Origin of the sequence: Nocardioides sp. URHA0020 (assembly GCF_000620705.1) — a bacterium.
In the GTDB taxonomy this organism is placed as follows: domain Bacteria; phylum Actinomycetota; class Actinomycetes; order Propionibacteriales; family Nocardioidaceae; genus Nocardioides.
On the sequence record NZ_KK211167.1, the window covers coordinates 277,052 to 297,357 of the forward strand.

A 20,306-nucleotide genomic window follows, 5' to 3' on the forward strand; every position below is an offset into this window, starting at 1 on the left:
TCCCGATGACGACTCACGACACCACCGCCACCGACGGCGCGTGCGGCTGCCCCGACGGGCCCCGGATCGCCGCGACCCGGCGAGGAGTGCTCCGTGGGGCCGCGCTCGCCGGTGCCACGATGGCCTTCGGGTCGACCATGGTCACGCTCGACGTACGGCGTGACCCCGCGGCGGCGGCCACCGCGGCCAGGTCCGCCGTCGTGCTGCTGTCCCTGCGGGGCGCGGCCGACGGGCTCTCACTGGTCGTGCCGCACCAGGAGGCCGCCTACTACGCCGCCCGCCCGGGGATCGCCGTACCGGCCGCCTCGCTGCTCGCGAAGGACGCGACCTTCGGCCTGCACCCGTCCCTCGCACCGCTGCTGCCCCTGTGGGAGACGGGCCGGCTGGCCGCGATCCACGCCACCGGTCTCCCGGTCGCCAACCGGTCGCACTTCTCGGCCATGGAGGAGATCGAGGACGCCGACCCCGGATCCGCGGCCCGGGTCGGCTGGCTCAACCGCCTGGTCGGCGCCGCGGCGTCGGGCTCCACCCTCGAGGCCCTCGCCGTCGGCAACGGCCTGCCGGCCTCGATGCTGGGCCCGGAGCCGGCGATGTCCTTCCGCTCGCTCGAGTCCGCCACCATCGGCGGCGCCGACAAGTGGGACCCCCAGGCGACCCGGATGCGCTCGCTGCAGACGCTCTGGGGCTCCTCGACGTCGCCCCTGGCCGGCGCCGCCCGCACCGCCCTGAGTGCCGTGGTCGACCTCGGGCCCGCCAAGGCCCAGCCCGACCACGTCGCGGCGTACCCCAACAGCGACCTGGGCCGCGCGCTCTCGGCGGTCGCCCGCACGCTGCGCGCCGACCTCGGGGTCTCCGCGGTGACGGTCGACAGCGGCAACTGGGACATGCACGTCGGCCTGGGCCGGTCGACCGGGGGCTGGATGCAGCGCAACGCGACCGACCTGGCCGCGGGGATCGCGGCCTTCTTCGCCGACCTCGGGGGCATGGCCGACCGGGTCACGCTGGTGACGCTCAGCGAGTTCGGGCGCCGCGTCCAGGAGAACGGCACGGGTGGGCTCGACCACGGCTGGGGCAACGTGATGTTCGCGGCCGGCGCCGGGGTGAAGGGCGGTCGCTACTACGGCCGGTGGCCGGGGCTGCAGAACACCGGGGACGCCGACCTGTCGGTGACGACCGACTTCCGCAGCGTGCTCGCGGAGGTCGTGCGGGCCCGGACCTCGGCCAGCGTCGCCACCGTCTTCCCCGGCTTCGCGCCCGAGACCGTGGGCTTCATGACGGGCCTGTGATCAGAGGTCGATCGCCCGGTTGACCCAGGTCTGGCTCACCGTCATGCCGACCTTCTCGTAGAGGCCCAGGGCGCCGGTGCGGGAGTCGGTGCTCAGGCCCGAGGTGGTCGCACCGTGGGAGCGCGCCACCGCGAACGCGTCCACCAGCATCGCCTGCGCGATCCCCTTGCCACGCTGGTCCTTGCGGGTCGCCAGCCGGTCGACGTACCCCTCGGTGCCGAACGGGTAGATGACCGTCACGCCGACGGTCGCGCCGGCGGGGTCGACGACCATCCGGAGGTTCCAGGCTTCGAAGCCCGGACGCCCGACGGTGCGGGCCAGGAAGTCGTCGTACGGCTCCCGGTCGCGCACCGACCACTCGAGGAAGGCGTCCTCGAGCACGGTCCAGCAGGCGGGGTAGTCGTCGGGGGTCGCCTCGCGGATCGCGTAGCCCGCGGGCAGGTCCCGCTCCGGCACGGTCGCGCCCTCCGGCAGCTGGAGCACCCAGCTCTCCCAGCGCACGTGGTAGCCCAGCGCGCCGAGCAGCAGGTCGCCGGCGGACCCGCGCGGCACCGGCATCCCGACGACGGTGGCACCGGCCGCGCGGGCGCGGTCCTGCATCCAGCCCGCGAGGGCCGTGCCGATGCCGCGGCCGCGGTGGTCGGGATGCACGGCGGCGTCCCCGCGGTCGGCTCCCATGTGCTCGGCGTAGGCCACCAGGCGATCACCGTCGAAGACGCCGACGGTGCCGGCGCCGACGTCGTACGACGGCCGCTGCCAGTCGCCGACGATGTCGGCCTCCTCGATGCTGACCTCGCCGGTGTCGTGGAGCTCCTGGGCCGCCATCACCTCGGCGACCGCGCCGGCGTCGGACATGGTCAGGGGGCGCGCGGCGAGGCCGGCGGGCAGGTCGAGCGAGCGGTCGACAGGTGCTGGCATGACCGCCATCCTCGCGGCACCGGTCCAGTCCCGTCAGCCGATTTCCCTCCGGAACCTCAACCCGTCGCCCCACGGGCCGATCGGAGGGGTGCTCGACATGGATATCGACCCCCTAGGACACGGACGTCCGCGATGACTACTGATGCGCCCACGCGCCGCCATGCCCTCCGCCTCGCCGGAGGCGCCACCGCTGCTGCCGGCACGCTCGCCACCGGCGCCGCCTCGCCTGCCGAGGCCGCACGGCTGACCTACGGCCCGGGCCGCTACTCCCGCACGCGGCTGCTGAGCGTGCAGCAGCGCCACCTCGCCAACCGGTTCAGCTACGGCATCACGCCCCGGCTGGCCACCGAGATCCGCTCGGCCGGTGGACACCTCGCGTGGTTCGACCGGCAGCTCGCGACGGCGTACGACGGCAGCGCCGACCGCCTGTGCGACTGGTGGCCCGACCTGCACCGCAGCGCGGTCGAGCTGTGGACCCGCACCAACGCCGGGGGTCGCGGTGGCTGGGAGGTCATGTGGGACTACGGCAACCGGACGATGATGCGCCGGATGGTGTCCCCGCGCCAGGTGCTGGAGGTGATGACGGAGTTCTGGGAGAACCACTTCCACGTCGCCCTGACCTCCGACAACATCTACACCTTCCGCGCCGACTACGGCGAGGTCGTGCGCCGGCACGCGCTCGGCCGGTTCGAGGACCTGCTCAAGGCCGCCGTCCTGCATCCCGCGATGCTGATGTTCCTCGGCAACGCGACCTCCACGAAGGCGCACCCCAACGAGAACCTCGGCCGCGAGCTGCTCGAGCTGCACACGGTGGGGATCGGCAGCTACGGCGAGGACGACGTCAAGAGCTCCGCCCGCATCCTCACCGGGCATCGCGTCGACCTCTACCGGACGTGGGCCGCCTCCTACGTCCCGAGCGACCACTGGACCGGCCCGGTGCGGGTCATGGACTTCACGCACGACAACGCCGCCGCGGACGGTCGTGAGGTCTCCGACGCCTACCTCTCCTACCTGGCGCACCACCCCGCGACCGCGCACCGGATCGCGACCAAGCTGGTCAAGGCCTTCGTCAGCGACTCCGTCCCGGCCGGCCTGGTCGACCGCCTCGCCACCGTCTACCTCCGCAACGACACCGAGATCGTCCCGGTGCTCAAGGCCTTGGTGCGTACGCCGGAGTTCAAGTCGGCCGTCGACAAGAAGGTGCGCGACGGCGACGAGGACGTGCTCGCGACGTACCGCCTGCTGGGCGTCGGGGTGAAGAGGCCCCGGACCGAGGTCTCGGCCGCCAACCAGGTCTACTGGCAGACGGCCATGCTCGGCCTGGCGCCGCTGACCTGGCCGCGGCCGGACGGACAGCCGGTCGACAACGCCTCGTGGTCCTCGCCGACCCGGGCGCTGGCGTCGATGAGCTTCCACTGGGACGTCATCAACGGCTGGTGGCCCGGCGACGCGGTCACCTTCCCGCGGCCGCGCTCGTGGATGCCGCGGGCGAGGCCGATGCAGTTCCGCACCCTCGTGGACCACATGTCACGCAGGCTGCTGCACCGACCCTCGACCGCGGCCCTGCTCAAGGCCTGCTGCGAGGCCGCCGAGCTCCGGCCGACGACCCGGATCGGCCGCGGCTCCGCGCTCTTCACCACCGCCTGGCCCCGCGTCGTCGCGACCATCCTCGACAGCCCCGCCTTCTACCAGCGCTGACCCCGACGGAGACATCTGATGAGTGCCCTGCCCCTCGAGCCCGCCGACCTGGCCGACTGCGACTGCCGCCCCGCGAGCCGCGACCTCGGCGCACCGGTCCCGACCCCGAGCCGACGCGCGCTGCTGCGCGGCGCCGCCCTGGCCGGCGCCACCACGATGTTCGGATCCGCCGCGGTCACGCTCGGCCCGGCCCTGGGCCCGGCCGCTGCGGCGTCCGTCCGCCGTCGGCCGACCCCGGCCATCGTCGTCATCTCGCTGCGCGGCGCCGCCGACGGGCTGTCGCTGGTGGTCCCGCACGGCGACCCCGTCTACTACCAGTCCCGACCCGGCATCGGCATCGCGGCGAGCGCGCTCGTCGGCGCGGACGGCTTCTTCGGGATGCACCCCGCGATGGCGCCGCTGCTGCCGCTGTGGAACTCCGGCAAGCTCGCGGCGATCCACGCCACCGGGCTGCCCGCGCCCAACCGCTCGCACTTCGCGGCGATGGAGGAGCTCGAGGACGCCGACCCCGGGTCGTCGCGTCGGGTCGGCTGGCTCAACCGGCTGGTCGGCAACGACAACGTGAGCTCGACGCTCCAGGGCCTGGTCGTCGGCTCGAGCGTCCCGACCTCGATGGTCGGTCCGGAGCCGGTGATGTCCTTCGCCAGCCTCGACACCGCCAACCTGGCCGGTGGCGACCGGGAGAGCGACCCGCGCGGCCGACGGGTGCAGGCGCTGCGCACCCAGTGGACCGGCCGGACGACCATGTCCCGCGGCTTCCGCGAGGCCCTCGACGCGGTGGTCGACCTGGACCCGGCGCGCGCCCAGCGCGATCGTCGCCGGCTCTACCCCGAGGGTGACCTCGGCGACGCCCTCTCCTCGGTCGCCCGCACCCTGCGGGCCAACCTGGGTGTCTCGGCCGTCACCGTCGACAGCGGCGACTGGGACATGCACCTCGGGCTCGGCCACGCGGGCGGCGGCTGGATGAAGCGCAACGCCGGCAACCTGGCGTCCTCGATCGCGGCGTTCTTCGCCGACCTCGGCAGTGCCGGAGAGCGGGTGACGCTGGTGACGATCAGCGAGTTCGGTCGCCGCGTCCAGGAGAACGCGAATGGCGGGCTCGACCACGGCTGGGGCAACGTGATGCTGGCCGCGGGCGCCGGCGTGAAGGGCGGGCGCTACTACGGCACCTGGCCCGGTCTGCAGAACGGCCTGGACGCCGACCTCGCGGTCACGACCGACTACCGCAGCGTGCTGGCCGAGATCGTGGCCGCGCGCACGACCGCGTCGCCGGCACAGGTCTTCCCCGGCTTCCAGCGCGAGCACCTCGGGTTCATGACCGGCCAGTAGTCGGTGTCGACGTACGACGAAGGCCCGCCCCCTCCGGGGACGGGCCTTCGTGCGGTGCAGGTGGTGCGGAGGATCAGGAGGCGTTCTGGATCGCCGAGATGTCGAACTCGAGCTTGATCTTCTCGGAGACGAGGACGCCGCCGGTCTCGAGCGCCGCGTTCCAGGTGAGGCCCCAGTCCTTGCGGTTGATGCTGGTGCCGCCCTCGAAGCCGATGCGCAGGTTGCCGAAGGGGTCGCGCGCCGAGCCGTTGGACTCGAACTCGATGGTGATCGGCTTCGTCACACCCTTGATGGTGAGGTCACCGGTGACCACCCAGTCGTCGCCGTCGCGCTCGACCTGGGTGGAGGAGAAGGTGATCTCCTTGTTGTTCTCGGCGTCGAAGAAGTCGGCCGACTTCAGGTGGCCGTCGCGGTCCGCGACACCGGTGTCGATGCTGGCGGTCTGGATGGTGAGGGAGACGTGCGAGTTCGCGGGGGTGGCCGCGTCGACGTGGGCGGTGCCGGAGAACTCGGTGAACTGACCGCGGACCGTGGTCACCATCGCGTGGCGGGTGCTGAAGCCGAGGCGCGTGTGGGTCGGGTCGATGGTGTAGTCGCCGGAGATGTCCTCGACGGCGGTGGTTGGGGCGTCGAACTGCGGCTCGGCGGACTTGCGGTTGAAGATCGACATGGTGGCTCCTGGTGGCGGTAGGTGGTTGTTGAACGTTTGACTACCCTAACCGGACCTGGGTCCGATTCATTCCCCCTGCCCAGAACGCGTCGGATCATGCGCCCCGACGTCACCCGGCGCGCGCCGAAATGGCCTCGACCCCGCCCGGAGCTCTCCGGGCGGGGTCGGGCGGACGCGTCGGTCAGGCGGCGTGCGTGACGGGCGTGGCCGGCGCGGTGGTGTCGATCCAGTGCGCCTCCAGGTGCGTGCGGCCCTGGAGGTCGGTCACCGGGACCCAGGTCTGCACGAGGCCAGTGGCCGTCGAGTTGTTCGTCATGGGGACCCCCGTCATTCGCTCCGTGTTCACCTTCTGTTCACCTAAGGTAGCCCATCCCCACCTGGGGTGTCACTTCTTCGACGAAATCGCTCCCGTCCCCCCACCTGAGTGCGCGTAGCCCCCTGCGGCAGGGGTCGGCGCTCCATCTGGGCGGTGGAGGTGCCACCGGACGGCGGTCGTATGCCAATGTGGCCGGCCGGAACGGACCGAATCCAGCATTTCTGCCCGTATTCGGGCAGGAACTTGCGTTTCGGTGCGGGGATGCGAACCATCGTCCCCGTGCCGACAGCCTCCCGCCCCGGGCCCGACCCGGATTTGGTGGACCACATCGCGACCAGCACCGGTCTCTCGCCCGCCGAGGCCGCCCGGGTGGTGGAGGACGTCGTCGCGTTCCACGCGGAGCCGGTCGAGGACTACGTCCGGCGGCGGCACGCCCACCTGAAGACCTACGGCGCGAAGAACCCCGAGATCTTCGCGCGGATCGCCGAGGAGCTGGCCGCCCGGGTGGTCGCCGCTCCCCGGCTCACCGAGCGCCAGCTCCGGCGCCTCGTCTACGGATAGCAGAGGACATCGAACATGTGCGGAATCGTCGGGTACGTCGGCGCCCAGCAGGCCACCCCGTTGCTGCTCGAGGGGCTCACCCGTCTCGAGCACCGGGGCTACGACTCGGCCGGGATCGCCCTGCTGGGCGGCACCGGCATCAAGGTGGCCAAGCGCGCCGGCCGGGTGCGCGACCTCGCCGAGGGCCTGCCCAAGCGGTTCGCCGGACGGATCGGCATCGGCCACACCCGGTGGGCCACCCACGGTCCGGCCAACGACGTCAACGCCCACCCGCACACCGACGCCAAGGGCCTGGTGGCGGTCGTCCACAACGGCATCATCGACAACGCCGCGAGCCTGCGGCAGCGCCTGGCCGACGAGGGCATCGACCTCGTCAGCGACACCGACACCGAGGTGCTGGCGCACCTCGTCGCCCTCTCCGAGGAGTCGACCCTCGAGGGCAAGGTCGTCGAGGCGCTCGCCGCGGTCGACGGCACCTACGGCCTCGCCGTCGTGCACGCCGACTTCCCCGACCGGCTGGTCGTCGCCCGCAACGGCAGCCCGCTGCTGATCGGAGTCGGCGAGAGGGAGATGTACGTCGCCTCCGACCTCGCGGCGATCGTGCGCCACACGACCACCGTCGCGCACCTGGGCGACGGCGAGATCGCGACGGTGACCGCCGGCGGCTTCACGACGTACGGCGGCGACCTGCGTCCCGTCACCCGCACGGCCGAGACGGTCGACGTCGACCCGGCGGCGTACGAGACGGGCGAGCACGAGTCCTTCATGCACAAGGAGATGCTCGAGCAGCCGGCCGCGGCCGCGCGGGTGCTGAGCGGCCGCCTGGACGAGCGGTTCGGTACGGCGCACCTCGGCGGCCTCAACATGGACGCCCGCGAGACCCGGGCGATCCGCCGGGTCAAGATCCTGGGCTGCGGCTCGGCGTACTACGTCGGCCAGATGGGGGCCGCGCTGGTCGAGGAGCTCGCGCGGATCCCCGCCGACGCGGAGGCTGCCAGTGAGTTCCGGTACCGCGATCCGGTGATCGAGGCGGACACGCTCTACGTCGCGGTCAGCCAGTCCGGCGAGACCATCGACACCCTGCTCGCCGTCCAGGAGATCCGGCGCAAGGGCGGCCGGGTGGTCGGGCTCGTCAACGTCGTCGGCAGCGCGATCGCACGCGAGTGCGACGGCGGGATCTACCTGCACGCAGGGCCGGAGGTGGCCGTCGCGTCGACCAAGGCGCTCACCAACATGTTCCTGGGCTTCGCGCTGCTGGCCCTGCAGCTCGGACGGGTGCGCGACCTGTCGATCGCCGACGGGCGCCGGCTGATCCACGGCCTGGACCGGATCCCCGAGCAGATCCAGGAGATCCTGGACCGGGAGTCCGAGATCGCCGCGGTCGCCGAGCAGCTCGCTGCGGCCGAGAGCCTCTTCTTCATCGGCCGGGTCCGGGGCTTCCCGGTCGCGCGCGAGGGCGCGCAGAAGTTCAAGGAGATCTCCTACCGGCACGCCGAGGCCTACCAGACCTCCGAGCTCAAGCACGGCCCGCTCGCCCTGGTCTCCGAGGTGGTGCCGACCGTCGCGATCGTGCCCGACGACGAGCTCACCGACCGCAACGTCGGCGCCCTGCACGAGATCGCGGCCCGGCGCGGTCCGCTGGTCGTCATCACGCACGCGGACGTCGACCTCGGCGAGGTCGAGTGCGTGCGGATCGACGTGCCCCGCAACGAGCGCGAGCTCGACCCGGTGCTGCTCGTCGTACCGCTCCAGCTGTTGGCCTTCCACGCCGCCCTGCAGCTCGGTCACGACATCGACAAGCCGCGCAACCTCGCCAAGTCGGTCACGGTCGAGTAGCCGTGGGGCTGGTGGTGACCCAGCCCACCGCGACGCAGAAGGTGTCGACCGTGCGCGAAAGCACTACCGTTGACGGGTGAGCAACGACGAGAACGACGACACTTCGACTCCTGAGGTGACGTTCGCCGACCTCGGACTCAGCGACAAGGTCCTCAAGGCCCTCTCCGACGTCGGCTACGAGAAGCCCTCGGCCATCCAGGCCGCGACCATCCCGCCCCTGCTGGCCGGGCGCGACGTCGTCGGCCTGGCGCAGACCGGCACCGGTAAGACCGCGGCGTTCGCGCTGCCGATCCTCTCGCGCCTCGACCTGGCGCAGAAGAAGCCGCAGGCGCTGGTGCTGGCCCCGACCCGTGAGCTCGCGCTCCAGGTCTGCGAGGCCTTCGAGAGGTACGCCGCGCACATCAAGGGCGTGCACGTGCTGCCCGTCTACGGCGGCCAGGCGTACGGCGTGCAGCTCAGCGCGCTGCGCCGCGGCGTGCACGTCGTCGTCGGCACCCCGGGTCGGATCATGGACCACCTCGAGAAGGGCACGCTCGACCTCACCGAGCTGCGCTTCCTGGTGCTCGACGAGGCCGACGAGATGCTCAACATGGGCTTCGCCGAGGACGTCGAGACGATCCTCGCCGACACCCCCGACGACAAGAACGTCGCGCTCTTCTCCGCGACGATGCCGTCGCAGATCCGCCGGATCTCCAAGCAGTACCTGAACAACCCCGAAGAGATCACGGTCAAGAACAAGACCTCGACGGCCCCGAACATCACCCAGCGCTACCTGCTGGTCTCCTACCCGCAGAAGATCGACGCCCTCACGCGCATCCTCGAGGTCGAGAACTTCGAGGGCATGATCGTCTTCGTCCGCACCAAGAGCGAGACCGAGCTGCTGGCCGAGAAGCTGCGGGCGCGGGGCTTCTCCGCCGCCGCGATCAACGGTGACGTCGCCCAGGCCCAGCGAGAGCGCACGGTCAACCAGCTGAAGTCGGGCAAGCTCGACATCCTGGTGGCCACCGACGTCGCGGCCCGCGGCCTCGACGTCGAGCGGATCAGCCACGTCGTCAACTACGACATCCCCACCGACACCGAGTCCTACGTGCACCGCATCGGCCGCACCGGCCGCGCGGGTCGCAGCGGGGACGCGATCTCCTTCGTGACCCCGCGTGAGCGCTACCTGCTCAAGCTGATCGAGAAGGCGACCCGCCAGCCGCTCGCCCAGATGCAGCTGCCGACCGCCGACGACGTGAACGCCACCCGGCTCTCCCGCTTCGACGACGCGATCACGGCCGCGCTGGAGCAGACGTCGCGGATCGACCGGTTCCGCGACATCATCCAGCACTACGTGCGCGAGCACGACGTGCCGGAGACCGATGTCGCCGCCGCCCTGGCCGTCGTCGCGCAGGGCGACACCCCGCTGCTCATCGACCCGGCCGCGGACGCCCGTCAGCAGGCGCGCGACGAGCGCCCCGTGCGCAACGACCGGCCCGACCGCGGTGGCCGTCCCGAGCGGGGCGAGCGCCGTCCGCGCGGGCGCACCGACGTGCCGATGGCGACGTACCGGATCGCCGTGGGCAAGCGCCACAAGGTCGAGCCGCGCCAGATCGTCGGCGCGATCGCCAACGAGGGTGGCCTGTCCCGCCAGGACTTCGGCCACATCGACATCCGCGGCGACCACTCGCTGGTCGAGCTCCCCGCGGACCTGCCCGCCGGCGCGTGGGACAAGCTGCGTGGCACCCGCATCTCCGGCAAGCTGATCGAGCTGGCGCCGGAGGCCGGTGCCCCGGTGCGGGACGCGGGTCCGGCCCGGAAGCCGCGCCACAAGGACAGCTAGGCCGTTCGCCGGACCAGCGGCCCGCGAGCCCCTCGCCTTCCGGGCATGCTGACCCGGCTCGCCCCCGCGCTGCTCGGCCCGGCCCTCGCCCTGACCGCCGTCACCGGCGCCCACCCGGTGTCGCGCCTGGTCCGGTGCTCGGCGGCCACGGGCGCCTGTGAGCGGGTGCCGGGCGGTCCGCTGGCCAGCGCCCCGGCCACCATGTCGTAGCGCTGCGGGCCCTGCCGGCCCGGGGGATGCCGGGCTCGGTCGGTGGTGGCTGGTAGAACCGGGGCGTGCGCCTCCTCGTCTCGATCGCCGCCGCCGTCCTCGCCGCCAGCGTGCTGGTCGGCTGCGACGACCCCACCGAGAAGGTGTCGGGTCCGGACCCCGACCGGGCCGCCGACACCCTGGCCGCCGCCCTGGTGTCCGGCGACTTCACCGAGGTGGGGTTCACCGGCGACCAGACCCCGACGCAGGTCGCGGCCGACTACGACGCGGTCGTCTCGGGTCTCGGTGACCTGAAGCCGTCGGTCACCGCCGGCGGCGTGCAGGAGTCCGGTGACACGGCGACCGCGACGCTCGCCTGGGTCTGGCCGATCTCCGACGACGAGTGGAGCTACACCACCGACGTCGAGCTGACCAAGGTCGACGACGAGTGGCAGACCACCTGGTCGCGGGCGCTCGTCGAGCCGAGCCTGCGCAAGGCGACTGTCCTCGACGCCACCACGATCGCGGGGGCCCGCGGGCTCATCCTCGGCAACCGCGGCGACGTGCTGGTCACCAACCGCGAGGTCGTGCGCTTCGGCATCGACCGCTCGAAGGTCCCGGCCGCCGGCGCCGGCGCGTCCGCGCGACGACTGGCGCGGCTGGTCGACATCGACCCGGCGGCGTACGCCACGCGCGTCGACGCCGCGGGCGCCAAGGCCTTCGTCGAGGCGATCACGATCCGCAAGGAGGACGTGCCGCTGCGGGTCGCCCGGGGGTACGGCGCCATCCCGGGGGCGGTCGCGCTCCCGGACCGGATCCCGCTGTCGCCGTCCCGCGACTTCGCCCTGCCGATCCTGGGCACCGTCGGCGACGTGACCGCCGAGATGGTCAAGAAGGACCCCGAGCGCTACCAGGCCGGTGACCAGGCCGGGCTCTCCGGACTGCAGGCCCGCTACGACGAGCAGCTGCAGGGCGTGGGCGGCGTGGTCGTCAACGCGGTCGCCTCCGACGGCATGGAGCGCGAGCTCTACCGCGTCGAGGCCCAGCCGGGGAAGACGCTCGAGCTCACCCTCGACGAGCGTCGTCAGGCGGCCGCGGAGTCCGCGCTCGAGGGCGTCGGACCGGCGAGCGCGCTGGTCGCGATCCGGGTGTCCGACGGGGCGATCCTCGCCGCCGCCAACGGTGCGGGGACCGACGGCTACAACCTGGCGACGTACGGCCAGGCCGCGCCCGGCTCGACCTTCAAGACCGTCAGCAGCCTGGCGCTGCTCCGCGCCGGGCTGAAGCCCAGCACCGTCGTGCCCTGCGCGCGCCGGGTCGTGGTCAACGGCAAGCCGTTCGAGAACTACGACGACTACCCGAGCAGCGCGATCGGCGACATCCCGCTGCGCACCGCGGTCGCCAACTCCTGCAACACCGCCTTCATCTCCCAGGCCGGCAAGATCGACGACGGTGACCTCGCCGACGCGGCCGCGTCGCTGGGGCTCGGCATCGACCACGACCTGGGCTTCCCCGCCTTCCTCGGCACGGTGCCGGCACCCAGGTCGGAGACCGAGGCGGCCGCGGACCTGATCGGCCAGGGCGGCATCCTGGCCTCGCCGATGGCGATGGCGACCGTGATGGCCTCGATCCAGTCCGGCACCACCGTGGTCCCCCGCCTGGTGAAGTCGGTGAAGGTCTCGGTCCCCGCCACCGCTCCGCCGCTCCGGGCCCGCGAGGCCGCTGCGCTGCGCGACCTGCTGCGCGGCGTCGTGACCTCCGGGAGCGGTCGCGGGCTGCTCGACGTACCCGGGCCGCCGGTGATCGCCAAGACCGGCACCGCGGAGTTCGAGCGCAAGGGCAAGACGCTGACCCACGCCTGGATGGTCGCCGCCCAGGGCAACCTGGCGGTCGCGGTGTACGTCGACCTCGGCGCGTCCGGCTCCGGCGTCGCCGGTCCGATCCTGGAGAGGTTCCTGCGAGCCGCTCGCTAGACCCTCTGTCGGCCGGACACCCGGTCGATTAGCCTGACCTCTCCATGTCTCGGGTGATGGGCCGTCTGGGCCTGCTCTCGGAGGTGCAGGACCTCCTGGCGCAGGGCCGCTCGGTCGCGCTCCACGGCCCCACCGGCATCGGCAAGAGCGCCCTCCTCGACGCGCTCGAGGAGCAGCGTCGCGAGCTGCCCGGCGCACTGGTGCTCCGGGCCAACGGCGCGGTCAGCGAGCTGGGACTGGCGTACGCCGCTCTCCAGGACCTCGTCGACCAGCTGCCGGTCGAGCTGCGCGGGGCGCTCCCCGAGCTGTCGTCCGCGGTCGACGACGACCGGCTGCGCACCGTGCTGTGCGCCCGCTTCAAGGCGCTGCTCGGCGACGCGTCGAGGGCGACGCCGGTGCTGATCCTGGTCGACGACGTGCAGTGGCTCGACCCGCAGTCGGCCTGCGTGATCGGCTACGCCCGCCGGCGACTGTCCGGCCGGGTCGGCCTGGTCGCCACGGTCGGGCCGGCCCGCGAGCGGGCGCCGGACGGCGACATCGACCTCTCCGACCTGCACCACCTCGAGGTGCCGCCGCTCGAGGCCACCGCGACGATCGAGCTCTTGGGGGCGCACGGCGTGCCGGCCCACGTCGCCCAGCGGCTGCACGTCGACTCCGGCGGCCTGCCGTCCCTCGCGCTCGCCCTCGGCGGCGCGGCCCGGGAGCAGCCGGTGCTGCTCGGCCGGCCGACCCCGCTGCCGGCGATCCTGGAGCGGGTGCTCCGTGAGCGGTTCCTGGCGCAGGAGGAGGGCGTGCGCACCACGGTCGCGCTGGCGGCGCTGCTGCACCGCCCCACGGTCCGCCAGCTCGAGCGCGCCGGCCGGGTGGAGGCCGAGGAGCACGTGCGCCGGGCGGTCGAGGCGGGGCTGCTCACCCGTGCCGGCGACGCCCTGCGGTTCACGCCGGCCGAGCTGGGCCGCGTGGTGACCGAGGCCGTCCCCGCCGTACGCCGCGCCGCGTGGCACCGCGACCTCGCGGAGGTCGCCCCGAGCCCGGCGGAGCGGGCCCGGCACCGCGCCCTCGCCGACCCCCGGCCCGGCGCGGCCCTCGCGCACGAGCTGGCCGTGGCCGCCGAGACGTCGGCGGCCGCCGGCGGCCGGGCGATCGCCACCGAGCTCTACCTGCTGGCCGCCGACCGCGCTCCGACCGAGCTCGGCGCCGAGCGCGTCGAGTGGCTCGCCACCGCCGTGGAGACCGGGGCGCCCGGCAACCACGTCGAGCTGGTGCACCGCGCCGTCGACGACTTCCTGGAGCTGGCGGCCACGCCGGAGCAGACCGTGCGGGTCCGGCTGGCGCTGCCCGAGCTGGCCGGCTCCGGGGTGGCGGCGCTCGACGAGGTGCTGGCCGCCGCGCTGACGGACGCGGGGGAGGACGACCGGCTGGTCGCGTTGGTGCTGCTGCAGCGGTCCCGGGTCGCGCTGATGGAGTCGCGGCCCCACGAGGCGGGGCGGCTGGCCGAGCGAGCGGCCGGGCTCTTCCAGCGGGCCGGCGACCGCGTCGGCGAGGCATCGGCGCGCAGCACGTGGGCGGTGTCGTCCCGGTGGACGGGCAGCGGCCGCCACGACGCGCACCTGGCGGCCGCGCTCGCCCTGGTGCCTGCCAGCGAGCCTGCGCCGCCCGGGCAGACTCACACGTCGCCGGGCTACATCGCCGCCAGGTTCGCGTTGTACGACGACCGGCTCGAGGAGGCGTGGACCGCGAACCTGTCGATGCTGGCCCGGGTCGAGCGCGGAGCCGGCATGGACCAGGTGCACGTGCTGCGCTGCCTGGTCGAGGTGGGCGTCCGGCTCGGGCGGTGCCGCGAGGCGATGGCGTACGCCGCGCGGGCCACCCGGGTGGCGGAGGAGTTCGGGCTCGACCCCCACCCGGGGTGGTTCATCCGCGCGCTGGCTGAGCTGGCCGGGGGCGACCTCGACGTGGCCCGCACCCTCGCCGGCCAGGGTGCGGTGGCGGCCCAGGAGCGCGGCGACACCCGCTACCTGCAACGGCACCTGCTGCTGCTGGGCCAGGCACAGCTGCGCACCGGCGACGCGGAGGCCGCGCGGGCGACCATGGCGCGGATCGGCGTCATCGAGGACACCCACGGCCTCAGCGACCCGACCGTGAACCGGTGGCAGCCCGAGCTCGTCTCGGCGCTGGTGGCGCTCGGAGCGAACGACGAGGCGGCGCTCGTGCTGGCCGGCGCGCGCCGGGCGATCGACGGCCGGTCCGGCACCGACGGCCTCGGGGCGCAGCTCGACCGGGCCGAGGCGGAGGTGCTCGGTGCTGCCGGTGATGTCGAGGGTGCGCTGCACCTGCTCGACCGGGCGGCCAAGGTCTGCGCCGACGTCGGCCTGCAGGTCGAGCTCGGCCGCACCCTCCTGACCCGGTCGCACGTCGAGCGCCGGGCGCGCCGCGCGGCCGCCGCTCGCAGCACCCTGGAGGCGGCCGGGACGGTCTTCGCGGAGCTGCACGCCCGGCCCTGGCTGGCCCAGGTGCGCACCGAGCTGGCGCCGTGCCCGGTCGAGGGCAGCGCGGTGCTCGGCCGGCTCACCGGCACCGAGGCGCGGATCGCCCAGCTGGTCTGCCAGGGCGCCAGCAACCGCGAGATCGCCGAGCGCCAGCACCTGTCGGTCAAGACCGTCGAGGCCGCCCTGACCCGGATCTACCGCAAGCTCGACGTGCGCTCGCGCACCCAGCTCGCCCGGATCGTGCCCGCGCGGGCCGAGTAGCAAGGGTTTCCCCGCTACCCGCGCCCGGAGGGGGTTCCTACGGTCGGACCGACGCCTCCGGACATCCCCGGAGCGCCGCACTCCCACCTCACCCTTCGAGGGAGATCCATCGATGAGAACCAGAACGCTGCTCGGAGCGGCTCTGGCGGTCACGGTCTCGGGCACGCTCGCCCTTGGCCTGCAGGCGCCGTCGTACTCCGGACCCGCCGCCCACACGGGGAAGGCCGCCGACCACCGTCCGGTGTCGGACGCGGCCGCGCGCACCGCGGCCCGCTCGTACGTCGCCGACCACCGGGCGACCTTCCGGGCCAGCCCGCACGACGCCTTCCAGCACGCCAGCACGACGCAGGGCGCGGCCGGCACGCAGTACGTCGCCTACGACCGCACCTACCGCGGCCTGCCGGTCGTCGGCGGCGACTTCGTGCTCGCCGTCGACCCGTCCGGTAAGGTCACCGGCCGGAGCGTCACCCAGCCGCAGGTGATCGACCTCGCCTCGACCGCGCCGACGCGCACCGCCGCCTCCGCGCGCCGTACGGCGAAGCGCCAGGTCGGCCGGGTCACGTCGGCGTCGGAGCCCGAGCTCGTGGTCTTCGCGAGGTCGACGCCCACGCTCGCCTGGCAGACGCTCGTCGTCGGCACCACGAAGAACCGCCCGACGAAGCTGACCGTCTACACCGACGCCACCACCGGGAAGGTCCTCGACAGCTGGGACCAGGTCGTCGACGGCACCGGCAACGGGTACTACTACCCCGGCGTCACCATCGGCACGTCGTCGAGCGGCTCGACCTACCGGATGTCCGACGCCTCGCGCTCCGGCGTCTCCTGCGCCAACCAGGCCGGCACGATCTACACCGGCCCGGACGACGCGTGGGGCAACGGCTCCGGCACCAACCTCGAGACCGGGTGCGTCGACGTGCTCTACAGCGTCGACAAGGAGGTCGACATGCTGTCGGCCTGGCTCGGTCGCAGCGGGGTGAAGGGCAACGGCACCAGCTACCCCGCCCGGGTCGGGCTCGCCGACGTCAACGCCTACTTCGACGGCACCAAGACCAACTTCGGGCACAGCCAGGACAACGCCCGGCAGCTCACCGCCATCGACATCGTGGCGCACGAGAACGGCCACGGCGTCTTCGAGACCACCCCCGGCGGCTCGACCGGCGACAACGAGACCGGCGGCATGAACGAGGCCACCGGCGACATCTTCGGCGCCCTCACCGAGGCCTATGCCGCCAACCCCAACGACCCGGCGGACTTCACCGTCGGCGAGGAGGCGGACCTGGTCGGTGACGGCCCGATCCGCTACATGTACAACCCGAGCGTCGTCGGGGACCCGAACTGCTACTCCTCGAGCATCAAGAACACCGAGGTGCACGCGGCGGCCGGCCCGCTCAACCACTGGTTCTACCTGCTCTCCCAGGGCTCCGGGGCCTCGCCCGCCTCGCCGACCTGCAACGGGTCGAGCGTCACCGGGGTCGGCATCCAGACGGCCGGCAGGATCTTCTACAACGGCCTGCTGCTGAAGACGACGTACTGGACCCACGGCAAGGCCCGGGTCGCGACCCTGACCGCGGCCAAGAGCCTGTACGGCACCACCGACTGCACGACCTTCAACCGGGTCAAGGCCGCGTGGGACGCCGTCTCGGTCCCGGCCCAGTCCGGCGAGCCGACCTGCGGCACGACCGGCGGCGGAGGTGGTGGCGCCTGCACGAAGGTCACGGCCACCGGTACGGCGACGTCTCGCACGTCGACGTACAAGCCGTCGAGCACCGGCTTCTCGGTCACGACGGCCGGCACCATCCGCGGCTGCCTCACCGGCCCGAGCGGGGTCGACCTCGACCTCTACCTGCAGAAGAAGAGCGGCTCGAGCTGGGTCGACGTCGGGTCCAGCGAGAGCGCGACCTCGACCGAGAGCATCACCTACTCGGCCGCGACCGGCACCTACCGGTGGGAGGTCTACGCCTACTCCGGCTCGGGTGCCTTCACCCTGGGGTACGACACGCCGTAGCGACCGGCGAGACGAGGACGGGCCCCCGGCGTGCACGCCGGGGGCCCGCTCCTTCGGGGCGCACGATCCGTCGCGAGGGGGTGCGACAGATCGGTCCCACAAAGGCGAGTCCCTCGCTGCATGGGGTCAGCAAGGGACTCATGCCGACATCAAGGTGCTCCCTCCGAGTCGACATCCCAATGGTGTCACGCGACTGGTGAGAGTGTCAGCGGTTTACGAGAAGGGGACGACGTCCACCCCCCGCTCGCCGGCCTCACTTGGGAGACCACCCCCCGGGGTGCGAGGCTGACCACATGAACGGACTCGACCTTCTCGGCCCCGACCAGCGGGGCCTCTTCATCGGCGGCACGTGGCGCGAGGCGGAGGGCGGTGAGCGGCTCGACGTCGTCGACCCCGCCGACGGCTCGGTGCTGACCGACGTGGCCGACGGCTCGCTCCACGACGCCGTCGACGCCCTCGACGCCGCCGTCGCCGCCCAGGCCGCCTGGGCGAAGACCCCGCCGCGCGAGCGCGGCGAGATCCTGCGCACGGCGTTCGGGCTGATCACCGACCGCGCCGACCAGTTCGCGCACCTGATGAGCCTCGAGATGGGCAAGACCGTCGCCGAGGCGCGCGGCGAGGTCGCCTACGGCGTCGAGTTCTTCCGCTGGTACGCCGAGGAGGCGGTCCGCATCCACGGCCGCTGGATGCAGGCCCCGGCCGGCGGCAGCCGGCTGCTGACCATCAAGAAGCCGGTCGGCCCCTGCCTCTTCATCACGCCGTGGAACTTCCCGCTCGCCATGGGCACCCGCAAGATCGGGCCGGCGATCGCGGCCGGCTGCACGATGGTCGTCAAGCCGGCCAGCCAGACGCCGCTGACGATGCTGGCGCTCGCGGGCGTGCTCGCCGAGGCCGGGCTGCCGGACGGGGTGCTCAACGTGGTCACCACCAGCAGGCACAGCGAGTTCAGCAAGACCCTCCAGGCCGACGACCGGCTGCGCAAGGTCAGCTTCACCGGCTCCACCGGCGTCGGCAAGGTGCTCGTGCGGCAGTCGGCCGACCAGCTCCAGCGGCTGAGCATGGAGCTGGGCGGCAACGCGCCCTTCATCGTCTTCGAGGACGCCGACGTCGACGCCGCGGTCGACGGCGCGATGATCGCCAAGATGCGCAACATGGGCGAGGCCTGCACGGCCGCCAACCGGTTCCTGGTGCATCGCTCGGTCGCCCAGGAGTTCGCCGAGAAGCTGGGCCGGCGGATGAGCGGCCTCACGCTGGGCCGCGGCCAGGACGACGGTGTCGACGTCGGCCCGCTGATCGACGAGAAGGCCGTCGAGAGCGTCAGCCAGCTCGTCACCGACGCGATCCACGACGGCGCCACCGTCGTCACCGGCGGTGAGCTGCCGACGGGACCGGGCTACTTCTACCCGCCGACCGTGCTGCTCGACGTGCCGGTGGACTCCGAGATCAACGTCCAGGAGATCTTCGGGCCGGTGGCGCCGATCACGACCTTCGAGACCGAGGACGAGGCGGTCCGCCAGGCCAACGACACCGAGTACGGGCTCGCGTCGTACGTCTACACCCGCGACCTGGCCCGCACCATCCGGATCGCCGAGTCGCTGGAGTTCGGGATGATCGGCATCAACAGCGGGCTGATCTCCAACCCGGCGGCCCCCTTCGGTGGCGTCAAGCAGAGCGGGTTCGGCCGCGAGGGCGGCTTTGAGGGCATCGAGGAGTACCTCGAGACCACGTACGTCGCCCTGCCTGCCGGCTGACGCCCGGGCACCGTCGCCGGCGAATCGAGCCCGGTGGTTGAGGTGTGAAGGCCGCCAGGCCTGAGCCTCGAAACGGCCCCGGTGGTTGAGGTGTGAAGGCCGCCAGGTCTGAGCCTCGAAACCACCAGGACGCCACGCGTGGCCTCAAGCTCCCTCGCTCATCGCCCGCGGACAATCCCCAGGCCGAGAATGGTCGCGCATCCGGGCAGCCTCCGGCCGAACGACGAGGAACGGATCGATGGACGTCTACGCCGAGACCACCACGCAGTACGCCGAGTTCGCCGCTGACGCCGCCCCCACCTCCCCCTGCTTCGAGGACTGGGCTCGCCGGGTCTCGACGGACCCCGAGGTGCTCGCGTGGATCAACCGGCTCCCGGAGGTGAAGCGTCAGCCGAACCTGGTCTTCGCGGCCGCACGCTGGCACGGCGTACCGGCGCCCGGGCCGTACGACGCGCTGCGGGCGGCCCTGCTCGCGGACGACGACCTGATCCGCGCGACGATCCTCGCTCGCGCGACGCAGACCAACGAGGTCGGCCGGCTCGCGACGCTGCTGCCGACCTTCGCGGGCGTCGCCGGTGACGGTGCGATCGCGTTGCTCGAGGTCGGCGCCAGTGCGGGCCTGTGCCTCTACCCGGACCGGTACTCCTACGCCTGGTCGACCGCCGACGGCGTACGACGTGCCGGGTCGGGGCCGGAGCTGCGGTGCGACGTGGACGGCGTCCTGCCGCTGCCCGATCGGTCGCCGGTGATCGCCTGGCGCGGCGGCATCGACCTGAATCCCCTCGACGTCACCGACGAGGACGCGATGGCCTGGCTGGCGACGTTGGTCTGGCCGGAGGACGACGACCGCCGGGCGCAGCTGTCCGCGGCCGTCGAGGTGGCGCGCGCGGACCCTCCGGTGATCGTGCGAGGGGACCTGCTCGAGGAGCTGCCGGCGCTGGTCGACGAGGCGTCGGCGTACGGCCCGGTGGTGGTCTTCCACAGCGCCGTCATCGGCTACCTGACCGACCCCGACCGGCTCCGCTTCCACGACCTGATGACGGGCCTGGTGGCCGCCGGCCGCTGCCGCTGGGTCAGCAACGAGGGCCCGCGCGTGCTGTCGCGGGTCACGGAGACCGGGCCGGCGATGCCCGACGGCGTGCGTGGCTTCGTGCTCGGCCTCGACGGCCGGGCGGTGGCCTGGACCCACGGCCACGGCCGCT

Annotated in this window: 15 protein-coding genes; 12 read left to right on the forward strand and 3 right to left on the reverse strand. The window is 72.9% G+C overall.

Annotation, left to right across the window (positions count from 1 at the left end):
• The first annotated feature begins 5 nt into the window (after positions 1-5).
• Positions 6-1,286: a DUF1501 domain-containing protein gene (locus N542_RS24275; protein ID WP_051551583.1), complete on the forward strand. Its 1,281-nt coding sequence runs from the start codon at positions 6-8 to the stop codon at positions 1,284-1,286.
• On the opposite strand, the gene N542_RS0110095 is transcribed toward N542_RS24275, so the two are convergent.
• Complete coding sequence (locus tag N542_RS0110095) at positions 1,287-2,204, reverse strand: GNAT family N-acetyltransferase (RefSeq protein ID WP_036507478.1); 918 nt, start codon at positions 2,202-2,204, stop codon at positions 1,287-1,289.
• Positions 2,205-2,336: 132 nt separating this feature from the next.
• On the opposite strand from N542_RS0110095, the gene N542_RS24280 reads away from it, so the two are divergent.
• Together N542_RS24280 and N542_RS24285 are read left to right on the forward strand one after the other, a co-directional pair.
• On the forward strand, positions 2,337-3,902 hold the full coding sequence (locus tag N542_RS24280) for a DUF1800 domain-containing protein (RefSeq protein WP_051551584.1): 1,566 nt from the start codon (positions 2,337-2,339) through the stop codon (positions 3,900-3,902).
• Positions 3,903-3,920: 18 nt separating this feature from the next.
• Positions 3,921-5,231 carry a DUF1501 domain-containing protein gene (locus N542_RS24285; RefSeq protein ID WP_051551585.1) on the forward strand — a complete coding sequence of 437 codons (1,311 nt, stop codon included), beginning with the start codon at positions 3,921-3,923 and terminating at the stop codon, positions 5,229-5,231.
• A 73-nt stretch (positions 5,232-5,304) separates the two neighbouring features.
• On the opposite strand, the gene N542_RS0110110 is transcribed toward N542_RS24285, so the two are convergent.
• Both N542_RS0110110 and N542_RS28280 read right to left on the reverse strand, forming a co-directional pair.
• A complete protein-coding gene (locus N542_RS0110110) occupies positions 5,305-5,901 on the reverse strand; it encodes a YceI family protein (protein ID WP_028643816.1) in 597 nt (198 codons plus the stop codon).
• 181 nt (positions 5,902-6,082) lie between these two features.
• Entirely contained in the window at positions 6,083-6,217 is a 135-nt protein-coding gene (locus N542_RS28280; protein ID WP_269319768.1) for a hypothetical protein, read from the reverse strand.
• Between the two features lie 279 nt (positions 6,218-6,496).
• On the opposite strand from N542_RS28280, the gene N542_RS0110120 reads away from it, so the two are divergent.
• From N542_RS0110120 to N542_RS24295, 9 genes are all read left to right on the forward strand, one after another.
• A complete protein-coding gene (locus N542_RS0110120) occupies positions 6,497-6,778 on the forward strand; it encodes a hypothetical protein (protein WP_028643817.1) in 282 nt (93 codons plus the stop codon).
• Between the two features lie 15 nt (positions 6,779-6,793).
• A complete protein-coding gene (glmS, locus tag N542_RS0110125; RefSeq protein ID WP_028643818.1) occupies positions 6,794-8,614 on the forward strand; it encodes a glutamine--fructose-6-phosphate transaminase (isomerizing) in 1,821 nt (606 codons plus the stop codon).
• Positions 8,615-8,690: 76 nt separating this feature from the next.
• Positions 8,691-10,436: a DEAD/DEAH box helicase gene (locus N542_RS0110130; RefSeq protein ID WP_028643819.1), complete on the forward strand. Its 1,746-nt coding sequence runs from the start codon at positions 8,691-8,693 to the stop codon at positions 10,434-10,436.
• 45 nt (positions 10,437-10,481) lie between these two features.
• Entirely contained in the window at positions 10,482-10,646 is a 165-nt protein-coding gene (locus N542_RS27490; protein WP_155992970.1) for a hypothetical protein, read from the forward strand.
• 65 nt (positions 10,647-10,711) lie between these two features.
• Positions 10,712-12,598, forward strand: coding sequence for a penicillin-binding transpeptidase domain-containing protein (locus N542_RS0110140; RefSeq protein ID WP_036507239.1), 1,887 nt, complete (start codon positions 10,712-10,714; stop codon positions 12,596-12,598).
• A 44-nt stretch (positions 12,599-12,642) separates the two neighbouring features.
• Positions 12,643-15,348 carry a helix-turn-helix transcriptional regulator gene (locus N542_RS0110145; RefSeq protein WP_028643821.1) on the forward strand — a complete coding sequence of 902 codons (2,706 nt, stop codon included), beginning with the start codon at positions 12,643-12,645 and terminating at the stop codon, positions 15,346-15,348.
• Positions 15,349-15,460: 112 nt separating this feature from the next.
• Positions 15,461-17,353 carry a M4 family metallopeptidase gene (locus N542_RS24290; RefSeq protein ID WP_036507242.1) on the forward strand — a complete coding sequence of 631 codons (1,893 nt, stop codon included), beginning with the start codon at positions 15,461-15,463 and terminating at the stop codon, positions 17,351-17,353.
• A gap of 293 nt (positions 17,354-17,646) precedes the next feature.
• Complete coding sequence (locus N542_RS0110155; RefSeq protein WP_028643822.1) at positions 17,647-19,104, forward strand: NAD-dependent succinate-semialdehyde dehydrogenase; 1,458 nt, start codon at positions 17,647-17,649, stop codon at positions 19,102-19,104.
• A 238-nt stretch (positions 19,105-19,342) separates the two neighbouring features.
• Positions 19,343-20,306: DUF2332 domain-containing protein (locus N542_RS24295; protein WP_036507245.1), on the forward strand; the 964-nt coding region annotated here is incomplete at its 3' end.

What these genes read in the sequence shown, in the direction of transcription:
- N542_RS24275 (WP_051551583.1), top strand. Translation starts at nt 6, where the DNA reads ATGACGACTCACGACACCACCGCCACCGACGGCGCGTGCGGCTGCCCC.
- N542_RS0110095 (WP_036507478.1), bottom strand. Translation starts at nt 2,204, where the DNA reads ATGCCAGCACCTGTCGACCGCTCGCTCGACCTGCCCGCCGGCCTCGCC.
- N542_RS24280 (WP_051551584.1), top strand. Translation starts at nt 2,337, where the DNA reads ATGACTACTGATGCGCCCACGCGCCGCCATGCCCTCCGCCTCGCCGGA.
- N542_RS24285 (WP_051551585.1), top strand. Translation starts at nt 3,921, where the DNA reads ATGAGTGCCCTGCCCCTCGAGCCCGCCGACCTGGCCGACTGCGACTGC.
- N542_RS0110110 (WP_028643816.1), bottom strand. Translation starts at nt 5,901, where the DNA reads ATGTCGATCTTCAACCGCAAGTCCGCCGAGCCGCAGTTCGACGCCCCA.
- N542_RS28280 (WP_269319768.1), bottom strand. Translation starts at nt 6,217, where the DNA reads ATGACGAACAACTCGACGGCCACTGGCCTCGTGCAGACCTGGGTCCCG.
- glmS (WP_028643818.1), top strand. Translation starts at nt 6,794, where the DNA reads ATGTGCGGAATCGTCGGGTACGTCGGCGCCCAGCAGGCCACCCCGTTG.
- N542_RS27490 (WP_155992970.1), top strand. Translation starts at nt 10,482, where the DNA reads ATGCTGACCCGGCTCGCCCCCGCGCTGCTCGGCCCGGCCCTCGCCCTG.
- N542_RS0110145 (WP_028643821.1), top strand. Translation starts at nt 12,643, where the DNA reads ATGTCTCGGGTGATGGGCCGTCTGGGCCTGCTCTCGGAGGTGCAGGAC.
- N542_RS24290 (WP_036507242.1), top strand. Translation starts at nt 15,461, where the DNA reads ATGAGAACCAGAACGCTGCTCGGAGCGGCTCTGGCGGTCACGGTCTCG.
- N542_RS0110155 (WP_028643822.1), top strand. Translation starts at nt 17,647, where the DNA reads ATGAACGGACTCGACCTTCTCGGCCCCGACCAGCGGGGCCTCTTCATC.